General features: G+C 44.5%; 14 protein-coding genes. 5 read left to right on the forward strand and 9 right to left on the reverse strand.

Translation table 11 applies throughout. The features are described from left to right. Nucleotides 1–26 precede the first annotated feature (26 nt). Complete coding sequence (locus B5G00_RS12130) at nt 27–1,208, forward strand: sulfotransferase domain-containing protein (RefSeq protein WP_087273041.1); 1,182 nt, start codon at nt 27–29, stop codon at nt 1,206–1,208. Further along, nucleotides 1,177–2,691 carry a chromate transporter gene (locus tag B5G00_RS12135; protein WP_087273044.1) on the forward strand — a complete coding sequence of 505 codons (1,515 nt, stop codon included), beginning with the start codon at nt 1,177–1,179 and terminating at the stop codon, nt 2,689–2,691. The genes B5G00_RS12130 and B5G00_RS12135 overlap by 32 nt, the downstream gene beginning before the upstream one ends. A gap of 31 nt (nt 2,692–2,722) precedes the next feature. Here the strand turns inward: B5G00_RS12135 and B5G00_RS19350 are convergent, their stop codons facing one another. From B5G00_RS19350 to B5G00_RS12150, 4 genes are all read right to left on the reverse strand, one after another. Beyond that, nucleotides 2,723–3,298, reverse strand: coding sequence for a hypothetical protein (locus B5G00_RS19350; RefSeq protein ID WP_242971345.1), 576 nt, complete (start codon nt 3,296–3,298; stop codon nt 2,723–2,725). Beyond that, nucleotides 3,295–3,726 (reverse strand): hypothetical protein, encoded by a 432-nt coding sequence (locus tag B5G00_RS19355; RefSeq protein ID WP_242971346.1) that lies wholly within the window; start codon nt 3,724–3,726, stop codon nt 3,295–3,297. The genes B5G00_RS19350 and B5G00_RS19355 overlap by 4 nt, the downstream gene beginning before the upstream one ends. Before the next feature lie 17 nt (nt 3,727–3,743). Further along, on the reverse strand, nt 3,744–4,094 hold the full coding sequence (locus B5G00_RS12145) for a DUF6864 domain-containing function (RefSeq protein ID WP_087273046.1): 351 nt from the start codon (nt 4,092–4,094) through the stop codon (nt 3,744–3,746). A gap of 111 nt (nt 4,095–4,205) precedes the next feature. Continuing rightward, nucleotides 4,206–5,324: a phosphotransferase enzyme family protein gene (locus B5G00_RS12150; protein WP_087273049.1), complete on the reverse strand. Its 1,119-nt coding sequence runs from the start codon at nt 5,322–5,324 to the stop codon at nt 4,206–4,208. Nucleotides 5,325–5,526: 202 nt separating this feature from the next. Here B5G00_RS12150 and B5G00_RS12155 point away from each other — a divergent pair, with 202 nt between their 5' ends. Both B5G00_RS12155 and B5G00_RS12160 read left to right on the forward strand, forming a co-directional pair. Further along, nucleotides 5,527–6,498 (forward strand): AraC family transcriptional regulator, encoded by a 972-nt coding sequence (locus B5G00_RS12155; RefSeq protein WP_087273052.1) that lies wholly within the window; start codon nt 5,527–5,529, stop codon nt 6,496–6,498. Between the two features lie 2 nt (nt 6,499–6,500). Further along, the gene (locus B5G00_RS12160; RefSeq protein ID WP_087273055.1) at nt 6,501–7,961 is read left to right on the forward strand and encodes an arylsulfatase; all 1,461 of its coding nucleotides are present in this window, start codon (nt 6,501–6,503) and stop codon (nt 7,959–7,961) included. Between the two features lie 195 nt (nt 7,962–8,156). On the opposite strand, the gene B5G00_RS19020 is transcribed toward B5G00_RS12160, so the two are convergent. The 4 genes from B5G00_RS19020 to B5G00_RS12175 form a co-directional block, all read right to left on the reverse strand. After that, nucleotides 8,157–8,324, reverse strand: coding sequence for a DUF6903 family protein (locus B5G00_RS19020; RefSeq protein WP_164496697.1), 168 nt, complete (start codon nt 8,322–8,324; stop codon nt 8,157–8,159). 12 nt (nt 8,325–8,336) lie between these two features. Then, nucleotides 8,337–9,209 carry a carbohydrate ABC transporter permease gene (locus B5G00_RS12165; protein ID WP_087273058.1) on the reverse strand — a complete coding sequence of 291 codons (873 nt, stop codon included), beginning with the start codon at nt 9,207–9,209 and terminating at the stop codon, nt 8,337–8,339. 18 nt (nt 9,210–9,227) lie between these two features. Continuing rightward, nucleotides 9,228–10,118 (reverse strand): carbohydrate ABC transporter permease, encoded by an 891-nt coding sequence (locus B5G00_RS12170; RefSeq protein ID WP_087273061.1) that lies wholly within the window; start codon nt 10,116–10,118, stop codon nt 9,228–9,230. Between the two features lie 81 nt (nt 10,119–10,199). Next, on the reverse strand, nt 10,200–11,585 hold the full coding sequence (locus tag B5G00_RS12175; protein WP_087273064.1) for a carbohydrate ABC transporter substrate-binding protein: 1,386 nt from the start codon (nt 11,583–11,585) through the stop codon (nt 10,200–10,202). Between the two features lie 252 nt (nt 11,586–11,837). On the opposite strand from B5G00_RS12175, the gene B5G00_RS12180 reads away from it, so the two are divergent. Continuing rightward, complete coding sequence (locus B5G00_RS12180) at nt 11,838–12,695, forward strand: helix-turn-helix transcriptional regulator (protein ID WP_087273067.1); 858 nt, start codon at nt 11,838–11,840, stop codon at nt 12,693–12,695. Here the strand turns inward: B5G00_RS12180 and gnpA are convergent. Then, nucleotides 12,676–14,838, reverse strand: coding sequence for a 1,3-beta-galactosyl-N-acetylhexosamine phosphorylase (gene gnpA / locus B5G00_RS12185; protein ID WP_330396361.1), 2,163 nt, complete (start codon nt 14,836–14,838; stop codon nt 12,676–12,678). The genes B5G00_RS12180 and gnpA overlap by 20 nt on opposite strands. Between the last annotated feature and the right edge of the window lie 322 nt (nt 14,839–15,160).

The raw sequence follows: 15,160 nt of genomic DNA on the forward strand, positions 1-15,160 counted from the left end.
TTAAATACTTTCAAGAAGGAGAGCATATGAAAAAGCGACCCGATTTTATCTGTATCGGATTTCAAAAATGCGGGACTACGTCCCTTTATGACCTGCTAAAACAGCACCCGAATGTCTATCTGACAGAAGATGTGAAAGAGCCTATGTTTTACCGGGTCCCTCTTGTAAGAAGAATACTGGGAGCTTCCTGGTATGAGAAAAGATATTTCGGTCATTATGAGGCCGCACGAAAAGCCGCGGCCTCTGGCCGCCAAAAGACTGCAGATTCCGTAGGCCTCCTCACAGGACGAAGAGGCCGGACATCTGGAGATAAAAGCTCTGCTGTCAAAACTGCCTCCAAAAAAGAATCATCTGCCAGCAACACCCAAAATATCCTCAAAGATTCAGAAAAAGCTGCTGTCAATACAAAGAATATGCAGTTATATACCGGAGAGGTCAATGCAGGTCTGGGCTTTGGCGGGTGCGCGCGCTGGCTGGGAAAAGACTTTCCCCATGATACAAAACTGATCTTTATGATGCGGGATCCGGCAGACCGGTGTTATTCCGCCTATAAATATTTCCTTGCCCTGGGATTTCTCCCTATGTCTGTAGTAGCCGATGATAAAAAAAGAGGCCATGCTGCAGCTTTTGACACCTATGTCCGCTCTGTGCTGCTCAATCCCAGGCGCCGGAAGGAAATCATGAAAAAACGCATGAAATACCTCTGCTTTTCTCAGGGGAATTATGCATATTGTATTCAGGAATACCTGAGATACTTTTCCAAAGAAAACATGAAATTTGTTTTCTTTGAAGATTTTATCCGGGATGAAGAAAGAGAGACAAAAGATATCCTCCATTTTCTCCAGATTCCTGAAAATCCTGAAATGACCTTTGGCGTAAAGAGCAATGAGACCAATTTCCGTCCGGCCTCTCCCCTTCGCTCAAAGATCATGTATTACTCTCAGGGAATTTATTATACGCTTTTTGAGTTTCTTAATCTGGGCCACAGCCATCCTGGATTTTTTCAGAAATATACAAATTTTTATGACTGGATCATGGATACCTGTACCCGGTCAGAAACAGATACCTCAAAAATGCTTCCTGCTACCCGCAGACTTCTGAACTATTATTATCGGAATGAAATCAGAAAAGTAGAAAAACTTGCTGGCCGTAAGGCTCCGGAAAGCTGGGCGAGAGATGACAAAGGAAAAACCAAAACAAAAGCATAAGATTTTCAGACTGATCACGGCTATGGTCCAGTGCGGCCTTCTGGGCTTCGGCGGAGGGAACGCGCTGATACCCGTGTTATATAGAAAAGCTGTGGAAGAATACGGTCTTGTATCGAAAGAAGATTTTGAAGAGGCAGTGGTCGTTGCCTCTATTACTCCCGGCGCTCTTCCTGTGGAAATTGCATCAGGAATCGGACGCATTACAGCAGGAGACCTGGGAATGCTCTGTGCAGCCGCTGCAATTTCTCTTCCCGGTTGTCTCCTGGTCCTTTTCTTTACCGCGCTGTTAAGTTCTTTCGGAAGCGGGCTGACTCTGCAGATCAATTATCTCTCTGTAGGCGTCACTGCTTATATCCTCTATGTATTAGGATGCTATATTGCCCAGACTCTGGACAACAGCCAGATACCGGAAAGCCGTCGTCCCAAAAACAGGATCCTCCGAAAATTTCCTTTCAGTCTGCCCTGTGTACTGATCATTGCATCTGTATTCGGACTGACCTGCGGCAGCCAGATCTATCAGATCTTCGGAATTGAAGGACAGCCTCTTTTCAGTATTTCCACTGTTAATGTAATGGCTGTAGCCTTTTTCCTGATTTTCTGGCTGGGTGACGACTATCGTCTTCGGAAGGTTATTCCAGCCTTCTCCATAGCTCTCCTTTATTGTGTCTGTGTAGGTGAAATGGAACTGTTTTCTCAGACGCCTCTGAAGATATTTTTGCCGCTCTTAATGTTCCTTATGGCAGTCTGGGGACTGGTGAAGGACTTAAGACAGCATCATATGAGGCTGAATACCAGTATATTTCCGGCTCTCCGGGAGGCAGCCATGGCCTTTCTCTTTATGGTTCTGCTGGCCCTGCCTGCTCTATTTGTCTATGAAGGCACCGGTACCTATCTATTCCGGGGCGCCCTGAGCAGTATTCTGTCATTTGGCGGAGGAGACGCCTATCTGGCAGTGGCGGGAGGTATGTTTGTCACTTCCGGACTGGTCCTTTACTCGGATTTCTATTCAAATCTGGTTCCCGTAGCAAACGCCATTCCAGGTTCTATCCTGTGCAAGATTCTGACAGGAACCGGATATTTTCTGGGATATCGGGCAGATGGCAACATCTGGACCGGCATACTGACAGGCCTTGGCGGCTTCGGCTGTGCAGTGGCCATGTCCTGCATCACCTATTCTGTTGGCGCTTATTTTTATGAACAGCTGGAAAACGCCGCAGTCTTTGAACATCTGAAAAAAGCCACCAGACCAATTATCAGCGGTCTCCTTTTTGCTGTCAGCCTGGGGCTGCTCTATAATTGTATCCAAATCGGAGCAAAGGCCGGCATCCCCACCTGGTTTCCCCCGGTTTTATGTCTTATCTGCCTGGGCGGTGAGCTCCTGTTTGTTAAAAGATTCCGATACCGGCCCCTTTACATGGTGCTGGGCTCTGCAGCAGCCGCACTTTTATTCTGCAATCTGGCAGCATATATAATGGCGGTTTGAGAGGCTATTTATAAGAGGTATAAAGTCCCTCTTATAAATAGCCTCTCAGTTCCTGAAGCCTCATCTGAAACATCTTTGCCTCTTCTCTCATATCGCCAAATTTATCCATATCCATTTCCCGGATCTGAGGCAGTCCTATCTTCTTTACTGCTTCCACGGCAGCCTCTCTCTGTGTCATTTTAGCCGGAAGAACTGTCTGACAGTTGGCTCCCTCTAATGTATCATAGGCTTGAAAACACTGATTAAAATCCATCACAGGATATAAGGATATATAGTCATTTGTGGTATTATCCACCAAAAATCCCCAGTTCTCCGGATGTCTGTCTGTATTTCCTGTAAGATAATCCAGAATATTCATTCCGTAATAAGTTTCAGGGTCAATTTCTTTACATATCTCCAGCGTATCCAAATCATGATTGCAGGCATAAATATCAAATGACATTTTTGAAATCATAGACTGTTCTTTTGAAGTAACCAGACTGCTCTCACTCACCTGTATTCCTTCAAAAGAAGATTCTCTGTATACAACCTGACGCACAGCAAAGCATTGACAGATCTGGCTTGCAAGCAGTTCTCTCCTTACTACATTCTCATCTCCGTCTTTCAAAAGCCGGAAGCCTTCCCTATCCCTGATCCATGCTTTCTCACCCAGAACACATCTGTAAGAGAAACGCAATGATAAGAAAGAGAAATATCTGCACGTTCCCTGTCTGTCACTGCCTGTACAGCACCTATGCTGTTTAAAATTTCCTTAGCATATTTTCTGTCCAGGGATAATACTCTGGATGCGCACCAGTGATAAAAGTTGTTAAGATTGTTCATCCTTATTTCAATGTCGTATTCCAGATCTTCCTCTTCCAAATAAAGATCATATGGCATAAATTTTCTGTTCAGAACTTCTGCCTCTCCGGTAGAAGATATTCTGGCTACAGTCTTCTCCATATGCATCACTTCATATATCACGGACCGACGCACGCTGTCAGATGCCGTATTCACATTTAACTCAATTTTCACTTTATCGACAATATGACTCATGTTCGCTCCCTCATTTACTATCTTTCATAGAAAAAGGTGTAAGATACACTTCTCGATTCTCCAGCTATCAAGTCAGACCAGAAAAAGAAATATAATTTTTTCCCTTTTACTGTAGCCACCTCAACAGGAGTTTTAAGACCCGCCCCCATTTTATGAAAATTATAGCAGGACAGTAAAATCTGATTTTCATTTATATTCTGCCTGATTTCCTGGTCTCCAGACTCATTCTCGTAAAATCTCAATTCAATTGTAAAAATCAAATCGTCTTCCGTGTCAACCTCTAAGCGAAGATTTTTATTTTTTTCAAACAAAAATACTTGTCCGCTGTGGATAACATCATATTTATCAGAGCTCAAATGAATCTGCATATTCTTCACCTCAATTTATAATCTCAAAAGTAATATGTTTATCGTAACACGAAAGCATAAATTTTGTAAAGTCCCCCAGAAAACCGACTCACAGCCTTTCTATGTGCAGGCTTAAAGATTCTCATATTTGCGGACAATTTTCGCCATGGTATCCCACTTTGCCTCCATATCTTCCACCAGCTTGAACTGTGTCCTTGCTCTGTCCAGATTATGTCCTTCTCTGTGTATTTTAAAATAGTGGTCACCCTGGAGATAATCGGTAAGGAAACGCATGCCGCACTCATAAGTCATCACTTTTGCGCCCATAGGAAGGAGCTCCACCTCTTTTGGCGTAAGGCTGCCTGCACAGCCCTGGAGAAATCCCTTCACATAGATTTCAAACAGTTCCATACTGCAGGATACTTTACTCAAATCTTTTTCGTCTTCTGCTGCAGTGCTGGCTCCAAACCGGATAGAATCACCGAAATCATTCATAGCAAGCCCCGGCATTACCGTATCCAGGTCGATGACGCAGATTCCTTTTCTTGTAACATTGTCAATCATAATATTGTTAAGCTTTGTATCATTGTGGGTCACTCGGAGAGGCAGCTGGTCTTTATCCTGAAGTTCTCCAAAGACATTGGCAGTCTCCTCGTGAGCAAGGACAAATTCAATTTCCTTTCTCACAGATTCCGCTCTGCCGCAGACATCCTGTTCAACAGCATTTTTAAACACCTGGAATCTTGCCCGTGTGTCGTGGAACCCTTTAATAGTTTCATGAAGGGTGGCCGCCGGATAATCTGCAAGAAGTCTCTGGAAGTTTCCAAATGCAACTGCACTCTCGTAAAAGTCTTCGGGTTTTTCTACCCTGTCATAACATGTTGCATCTGTGATAAATTTGTAGGACCTCCAGTATTCTCCTTTGGAATCCACAAAATAAGCTTTTCCGTCCTTTGCCGGGATGACATTAAGGGTCTCTCTCTCCGGATCTCCTCCCCTCTCAATAATCTTTTCCCTGAGGTAAGAGGTCACTCCCACAACATTTTCCATGAGCTCCACAGGTTTTGTAAAAATTTCCCGGTTCATTCTCTGAAGGATAGCGCTCATAGTCCCCATATCGCCGATTTCGAATGTGAGCAGGTAGGTGTCATTGATATGCCCGCTTCCAAAAAGACGGCGTTCCTTTAACTTTCCTGTATAATTAAAATTAGCAATTGCTTCCCTGATCTGCAGTTCTGATACACGTCCCATTTGTTCTCTTCCTTTCTTTTTGGACCATTTATTTTCTGCCCTAATTGTAAAGGAAAGTCATAGGAAAATCTTTATCCTATGTTCTCTTTAATTTGCACGATCAGCATATTTTATTTTGCATTTTCTGCGCAGATAGGGTATGATAGAGGAAGGTACACAGCAGAAAATCCGGAGTACCGCCAGATAAAGGAGGCGATGACTTATGTCCTACCAGGGAATCCGGCTGCCAAGCGAGCTTTCCATTGACCAGCTCTTCTCACTCCATTATTTTGAATATATGAACAGCTTCTATTTTCCGGGAGAATCTCATCCCTTCTGGGAATTTGTCTGTGTAGATAAAGGAGATGTAACCATTGGAGCCGGAAACCGTTCTTTTGTCCTTACACGGGGACAGATTGCTTTTCATGAGCCCGGAGAGTTCCACTGGGTCAAGGCCGGAGACGGTGCCGCCCCCTGTCTCATCGTTATATCTTTTTCCTCTGACAGTCCCATGATGGATTTTTTTCGGAACAAGGTTTTGAATATCCAGGAGACTGACCGGCGTCTTCTTGCCCGGACTGTACAGGAAGCCCGCAGTTATCTGAATGGAAGGCTGGACGACCCTTATCAGACCTCTCTGTCCATTCGTCCGGAGGCCCCTCCTGGAGCAGCTCAGATCATTCGCACCTGTCTGGAACAGTTTCTTATCGGACTTTTCCGGCGTCATAACCGGGAAGAAGGACCGGCTCTTTTTGTTGGCCTCTCTCCCTCTCCGGATAAGACCATGAAAAAAAATGCGGATGAAGAAACCTTTACAAGGATCAGCAGATATCTTTCTGCGAACCTTTCGGCACATCTGTCTATTGAGCAGATCTGCACCGACAATCTCATTAGCCGTTCCCGCCTTCAGAAGCTTCTCCATGAAAAATGCGGCAAAGGAATCATTGAATACTATTCGCTTCTGAAAATTGAAGCCGCGAAGCAGATGATCCGGGATGAACAGATGAATTTTACCCAGATATCCGAATCTCTGGGCTATTCTTCCATTCATTATTTTTCCAGACAGTTTAAAAAAATGACGGGAATGACCCCTTCCGAATATGCCTCTTCCATCCGGGCCATTGCTGAGCAAGTTCCGGAGCATCGGCATATAGATGGGAAACAGTCCGCCAAAATCATCCACAAGGAGTATTGAATATGACAAAGCCAAACATCGTATTAATCATGACAGACCAGCTCCGGGCTGACTGCCTGGGCTACAGCGGTCACCCAGATGTAAAGACCCCTTATCTTGACAGTCTGGCCGCTCAGGGGGTGGTCTTCGACCATACATACAGCGCCTGCCCCAGTTGTATTGCCGCCCGGGCTGCCCTCCATACCGGAAGAGAACAGAGCCATCATGGCAGGGTAGGCTATGAAGACAATCTTCCCTGGAATTACGAACACACAATGGCAGAGGAACTGTCTGCTGCCGGATATTACACCCAGTGCGTTGGAAAGATGCATGTCCATCCCCTTCGCAATTTTCTGGGATTCCATAATGTAGACCTTCACGACGGATATCTCCACTGCGCCAGGTACGGCTCTGTTCCATACAGAGAATCCCAGTTCGTGGCTGATGACTACTTTCACTGGCTGAAACAGGAGCTGGGAGCCGATGCTGACGTAACAGACACCGGCATAGACTGCAACAGCTATCTGGCGCGGCCCTGGATCCATGAAGAAAAATATCACCCTACCAACTGGGTCACAGACCGGTGTCTGGATTTTCTCAGAAGACGGGACCCACGGAAGCCCTTTTTCCTCATGGCCTCCTATCTCCGTCCTCACCCTCCCTTTGACGCTCCCCAGCACTATTTTGACCTTTATAAGGATAAGGAACTGCGTCCGCCCTTTGTAGGCTCCTGGGAGACAGAGGAATATTTAAAGAAAGAGGGAAGGATCTTTAACTCCCGGACAGGCCCCGAAGACCCGGAACTTATACGTCAGGCGCAGTTAGGATACTACGCCTGCATCACCCATCTGGACCACCAGATCGGACGTCTGATCATGGCTCTCATCGAACAGGAACTTTATGACGATACGGTATTTCTCTTTACCTCTGACCACGGTGAGGAGCTCTGCGATCATCATATGTTCCGGAAATCAAGGCCATATGAAGGAAGCTGTCATATTCCTCTGTTCATCACCGCCGGAAAGCATGTACTGCCAGATCTGAAAGCCGGTTCTGTCTGCCACAGTATTGCGGAGCTGAGGGATATTATGCCTACTCTTCTGGATATTGCCGGCGCCCAGATTCCGGCTTCTGTAGACGGCAAAAGCCTTCTGCCCCTTACAGAGTCTCCGGAAAAGGTTCAGCGTGAGTGGCTCCATGGAGAGCACTCTTACGATGTCTTTTCAAACCACTGGATCGTCACCGAGACAGACAAATACATCTGGCATTCTCAGACAGGCCAGGAACAGTATTTTGATCTGGCCTCAGACCCTCACGAACTGACCGACCTGATAATGGATCCTTCCAGACAGAACCGGATCAGAGAACTGCGCACATATCTGGTGCAGTCCTTAAAGGACCGACCTGAAGGATTCACCAACGGAGAGGATCTGATACCAGGACGTCCCTATTCCCCCTCTCTGCCAGAGGCCCTTCTTCCCTGACCTGGAAATATAAAAGGAACTGTCGCATTAAACATATTTCAGGAATATTTATACATTTTATGCGAATTTGTCGAGCGCAGCTTTGAGACCATAGACTCAAAGCTGTGCAGACTGAGCAATAAAATGTATAAATATTCTTGATTTTGATTAATGCGACAGTTCCTTTATATCTTCATATATGCTCCTGCATACCTGTCACTTATATTTTCTGTTATAGAGGAACAGAAGGACAAGCAGTCCCACAAGTCCGATCAGTTCCATTGCAAGTCCTGTCAGGCTGATATTCCTCTGTCCGATAATGACCAGCCCAACACACACAGCAAAGACGACCAGCAGGATCACGTTTTTTATAACTTTGCCCATATCATTTCCTCCTTATCCCTTCAGACCTCCAAGGGTCATACCTTCGGTCAGCTGTTTCTGCACGCACATGTAAAGGATGAGTACCGGGATCATGACGATCACCAGACCAGCGTACATAATGCCATAGTTGGTTGCCGTCCTTTCCACTGCCATCAGGTTCTTAAGGCCTACTGCCAGGGTACTGTGTTCATCCATGATCGTAAATGCGATGATATATTCGTTCCAGAATGACAGGAACTGGAACAGGATTACTGTCAGGATACTGGGTTTTGCCATAGGTATCATAATCTGTACCATGGTCTTGAAGTATCCGCATCCGTCAATATAAGCCGCCTCTTCATATCCTTTTGGAAGGGTTTTAAAATATCCGCTGAGCAGATATATAGAGAAGGACAGAGAACTGGAAGCGTAGATCAGAGACAGCAAGAACCTGTTGTCCAGGAAAAAGTCCACGCCTAAAGCCTTATTAGCATCGCTGAGCATCAGGAAAATCGGTACCACAATGTAGTTAATATTTACAAAAAGTCCTGCCATAAAAGCAATGTTTAAAATCTTCTTTCCCCGGAATTCAAACCTGGAAAGGGCATATGAGGCCGGAAGAGCGATTATAAGAAGCAGGATCAATGCCAGTGCCGTAACAATCACAGAATTCAGGAAGAATTTTCCCATTTCTGCATCTACAAAAGCTGTGATGTAGTTCTGATACTGGAGCTGCTCCGGAAGCGCCCAGGGATTTGTTCCCTTTCCGATAAATTCTGCGTTGCGCTTGAAGCTTGCCATAAATACCCAGGCAACCGGCACCAGGATTGAGATTGTCATGGCAATCAGGCTTGCATATACAATGATCTTAAAAAGGATCTTTGTAACTGGATTCTGTTTTTTCATCCTGTCTGCGCCTCCTTCTTAGAATTCCAGCACTTCACGGTCTGTGATCTTATTCACGATAGCCGCAAGTGCAAATGAGAAAATAAATACTACTACGCCTATGGACATTCCATATCCATAAACTCCTGCACCATAAGCCTGCTTATACATATAGTTCAGGAATACTTCGGAATGTCCGTTTGGTCCGCCGTCGGACATGATCTGTACAAACAGAAAGCTCAGGTTAATTGTACTGATAATGTAGAACGTTAAAGTTGTACGTATATTGCTCCATATAAGGGGCAGAGTTACCTGGAAAAACATCTGGATCTCTGTGGCTCCATCAAGAGATGCCGCCTCATAGAGATCCTGGGGTATTGCCGCCATACTTGCCATATACATGACCATATAGTATCCGATGGCCTGCCATACAAGAGCAAAGATTACGGAATACAGAACTATATCCTGATTTCCCATCCACTGCTGGGTCAGGCTTCCCAGTCCGATAGCCTTAAGAAAAGTATTCAGAAGACCAGTGCTGGGATTATAGATTGCTCCAAAGATACCGGCAATAACTACGATACTCAGGATATTGGGTATATAGAAAACAATCCGGAAAAAATTTTTTCCTTTGAATTTTCCCCTTGAAAGTATAGCTGCATATAGGATTGCAAAGAATATTGTACACAGCGTCACAAGGACAATAATCGCAATTGAGTTCTGCATTGCCTGCAGAAAACTTTTGTCCTCAAGAAGAGCTTTGAAATTATACAGACCAACAAATTCTTTTCTGTTTGTAATTCCGCCCATGCGGTACAGAGACATCCTGAACACGTTGATGGTCGGAATAAATATGAAAAGAGTGACCAGTATAGCCGCCGGTGCAATACAGAAAAAAACAAAGCGTCCCTGGGCCCGTTTTCGATTCATACTATGTCTCCTTTCTCTTAAAAACGGTGAGCTGTAACAACTCACCGTTTTCTCAGCACATATGCTATTCTTATTTAAATATTACTCCATAGCGCCTGCACATTTTTCCCAAACATCTACAAGCTGGGTCTGCCACTCATCTACAGTCATGTCACCATTGCTGATGGAATCGATTGGTCCATAGATGGAGCCTTTCATATCAAGACCTTCGATAGGAGCTGTTGTAGCCCATGTACCTGTAACGGCTACTACATCATCTCCTGTCTGGAAGCTGCTCTTGATCACGCCTTCTGGAAGTTTATCGGCTGCGCCTTTTACTGGAACAACGATAGGTGAATCAGACTCTTCACCTGTTTCGGCATTTGTAGTCTTATTTGCAAGGCACAGATCAACAACTGTATCAGAGTACATAAATTTGATAAATTCTTTTCCAAGATCAATGTTTTCAGCATCTGCAGGAATCCACATCTGCTCTGTAAATGTATATACAGACTGGCTCTCATCAGCGCTCCATTTTGGAACACCCATTACGCCCCATTCATAATCTGCCGGGGTTGTATTTGCCATCTCACCAACTACCCAGCTTCCGTTAGGCATAAAGAGTGCTTCGCCGTCGATAACTGCCTGCTGGTTGATCTTGAATCCGCCGTCTGTATTGGCATTAGCAACTGTATCAGCCCAGATATTATCGGAAGATACAAGCTGTGCCACTGTGTCAAGAACTTTCTTTCCTTCATCAGATGTCCATGTGTTTGCATCATAGGTCAGGGCATTGTTGTAGAAATCAGTTCCGCCTGCCTGTGCCAGCATCGCGTAGATAGTAGCATCAAAATATCCTGACTGTGGATATGTAAAGAGTGCTCTTCCATCTGCTTTTGCCTGCTGTCCCAGTTCAAAGAATTCATCCCATGTTGTAGGAAGGGCATATTCTTTTCCTTCGCCTACAAGGGTTGCATTATACCAGAATCCTGTCTGGGTGTAGAAAATCGGCGCAAGATAAATCTTGCCGTCACCGTAAGGCTGTGCAGCTGTTCCGTCAAGGATTCCATCCAACATCTTAGACTTGAGCTCGTCATCAAATACATCGGAAATATCTGCAACTGCTTCTTCCTTCAGCATAGTCTCTGTAAATCCGCTGGCCTGTCCCAGGTTGTAGTAAACAACATCGGGAATATCACCGTTCTGGATATCTTTTGTCAGCACCTGATCCAGCTCAGAGGACAGCTCTAATTCTACTTCGCACCCTGTCTCTTCCTCAAAAGCTGCTGCGATCTTTTCCCAGATATCCGCTCCGTTTCCACCTTCAAAGGCTGCAACTTTCAGCACATCTCCGCCTTCGCTTTCACTTCCACTGTTATCTCCACTGGCGCTTTCATTTGAGCTGCTTCCGCAGGAAGCCAGCATAGAAGCTGCCATAACAGAAACAAGTGATGCCGCTATCAGCTTTTTCACCATTTTTCTCTTCATGAATTTTACCTCCTTTTTTCCTGTTGTTTACATCATATCCCATTTTAAGTAAAGCTTCCATACAGATGTTGCCTTTTCTTTTATAATTATTGCTGTTTTCAAAATGATTTTGTCACGATATATAAATATTTGTCGTCGTTTTATCCTGAAAGCCTTGCTTTTCTTCGGTTTTTCTTTGTATAATATCTACAATAAAACTTACCCTCAGTGTACAAGGGTATCATCTGACATCAATAATAAAAAGGAGGCAATATGAGCCACAGACATTATTCCATAAAAGAAAATGAGATTCCTAAAATTAATTCCCGGCTGCTGTCCATCTCTCTGTCCAAAGACGAAAAAGACTGGACCAGTGTGCTTCACACACATCCTTTTACAGAAATTTTCTTTGTACTGAACGGGAAAGGAAAGTTTTTGTTTCACCGGGAAATCCGGCCAATAGAAACTGGAGATCTGATCATTATTCCTCCTTATCTGGAACATACAGAGCAGTCCATTCCCGGTACTCCTCTTCAGTATTATGTCCTTGGTATCGACGGCATTGCCTTTCAGGAAGAAGACCAGGCGCCTTCTCCTCAGATTTTCTGCAATTTTGACAATGTGGCAATGATCCAGGATCTGTTTGCACAGATTTACTATGAAGTTAAATCAGAAAACTATGGTGCAGAACTGATCTGCCAGCATCTGCTGGAAATCCTGATCCTGCGCATCCTTCGCACCTCCCGACAGCTGATGCCTGTCTCTATTAATACTGTACGGATGACAAAAGAATGTGCCCAGATAAAAGAATATCTGGACACAAACTATGCAGAGCACATCACTTTGGACACTTTAACAGGACTGACTCACATGAATAAATATTATATGGCTCACTCTTTCACCAAATATACCGGCCTTTCACCTATCCAATATCTGAATCAGCGCCGGCTGGAGGCTGCCTGTCAGCTTCTCCGGGATACGGACCTTTCCATCTCCGATATTGCCGGTTCCACAGGTTTTTCCTCTCAGTCCTATTTTACTCAGACCTTCCGGAAATTTTACGGCATCACCCCTATAAAATACCGGCAGCTCCACCATGAGGGCGGACAGCTTAAATCTCATACCAAATGATTTCGTTTGCCTTCAGGTCTACATCAAAGCTGCTGCCGTCTCCTCTGTACACAGTTGTACTCTGGGGTTCATATGTGTTGTTTACAACACAGTATTTTCCATTCTTTACATAAGCATGAACTTCCACATTGAAGTTTGTGCTGAACCATCTGCAGAGATTTTCCTCATCGTGGGAAGACCAGATAATGGAACGGTACAGAATCCTGCTGTTCTCGAAACTGTAAGGCAGGCCGCTGATGTATACGCAGCGTCCCTTTCCAAACTCTTTCACAGCCATCTGTACCTCCTTATCACGCTGGACAAGGATTTCTGTTCCGTCAAGGGCATAGATGTTTTTCTTTCCTTCGCCGAAATCAATATCCTTAGTACAGTCTGCCTTAATAAAATGATCATGCTCTTCCCAGTTATATTTATCCACGTTTAAGGTGAAGCCTGTTTCTTTCTCTACACCCATAATAGTTGCAAGCTGAAGGAAATGTCCCTGATACTGATGTCCTGCAGGTTCTCCAACGCCGATAAAGCCTCCGCCGTTATAGATAAACTTCTTTACAGCAGTAACAATCTTTTCATCGGTCCAGTTATCTCCTCCTGTATAGGCTGTATCCCCATCTCCTACATTCAGGATTACATCAATATCATCTAATATGGCAGGATTCTGGCGGATATCCTCAAAACTGATGAACTGAACATCAAAGGGTGCTCCGCTGAGAGCCTCGATTACCCCTGCATAGGAATAATTCTGTTTGTAGTAAATCGCATGATGAACCATATGATTGCCCCATGCCCGCATTTTTCCCCAGCAGTTCAGTACAGCTACTTTCTTAATGCAGTAAGGAGTTGTTCCTTTGATATTCTCATATAAAGTACGGAACTCATTGCAGACACTTTCCACATAATCAACGAAATCCGGGAACTCCATGGCCAGTTTCAGGTATCCCCCGTATCCGATCCGGTCAATAGGCTTTCTCAGAATGGCTCTTCTGGCTGTTACCCAGTTCACTTTCGCTTCTTTTACCGGATCTCCTCCCTGATGGAATACATCGGGGAAGAAGTAAGGCAGAAGACGTCCTTCTCTGTATTTTACTCCTTGGATATCACTGATGAGCCGCAGTGTTGCTCCATTTCCTACGCTTCCTACAACTGCATCAAGTCCGATGGATTTAAATTCCTCCATAAAAGGCTCTGTTCCGATCCAGTGATCTCCCAGGAACATCATGGCTTCTTTTCCGCACTCATGAGTAATCTCCACCATTTCTCTGGCCAGTTTTGCCACTTCTCTTCTCTGGAAAGCCTGGAAATCAAGAAATTCCTTTGAAGGAATACGATAGGTATTGTTCATATATCCCTGATCAATAATAAATTCCGGACGGAACTTATATCCTGCTTCCTGTTCAAACTGCTCCAGGATATAAGGACTTACTGATGCAGAATATCCATACCAGTCCACATACTTTTCTCTGGCCAGCTCATCAAAGATCAGGGTAAACTGATGGAAAAATGTGGTATAACGTATTACATCTACATGAGGGTTCTCTGCAATAAACTTTCTCAGCCTCTCCATTGAATATTTGTGAGTCTTAGGCTGGCGCACATCAAAAGTAATCTGCTTTTCAAAATTCTCCCATCCGTTGGTCACTGCATTGTACATATGGACCGGGTCCCACATGATATATGCAAGGAAACTTACTGTATAGTCGTGGAAAGCCTGAGCGCCATGGATAGTCACATCTCCGGTCTCGCAGTTATAGCTCCACTGTTCCGGGGGAACTACTTCTCCTGTAGTCCTGTCAATCACTTCCCACCATCTGGCAATATCATCCTGATCATTTACCTTGAGCATATCCGGATACAGATGATCCATGAGATGAACAGACAATTCATCACCGACAGCCGTGTAAAAAGGCGTCATAATATACATCTGCTGGATTTCATCTGGATTTGCCTTTGCCCAGGTATTGTCTTTTCTTGTGGTATAATATGTAGAATATACTTTTGCATCCACATCTTTCAGCTCTTCCGGATAGTCAGTACCGTCACAGTCACGAATGGCATCTGCTCCCCATCTTTTCAGCAGCTCCAGTGTCTCGGGAACAACATCAACATCTGTAGGGATCGTCACTCTCCCCTTCGCATTTTCTTTCAATATTCTTCTCCTTTCTCCTGCTTTTTATTGATTTAATCATATTGAAAAAGGAGTGCAGAGTCAATCTGCTCATTGCTGATATTTTTATAATTCTTGCTCATTGAAGCATTTTTGCTCATCTTTCTTATAATGCAAAATTACACATTGTTCATCCTTCGGCTTCGATTTATACAGCCCGGCCAAAGCTCTCCTGCTGAATATGGAACAGCTTATGATACAGACCATTCTTCTTCATCAGTTCTTTCACGGTTACAATCGTACCAAGAGAAGGCTGAAAATTCAACGGGTCTCAGATTGGCAGTATCATCCCCAATAATGCTTT

It is taken from the genome of Blautia sp. An46 (genome assembly GCF_002161645.1).
In the GTDB taxonomy this organism is placed as follows: Bacteria; Bacillota; Clostridia; order Lachnospirales; family Lachnospiraceae; genus Blautia; species Blautia ornithocaccae.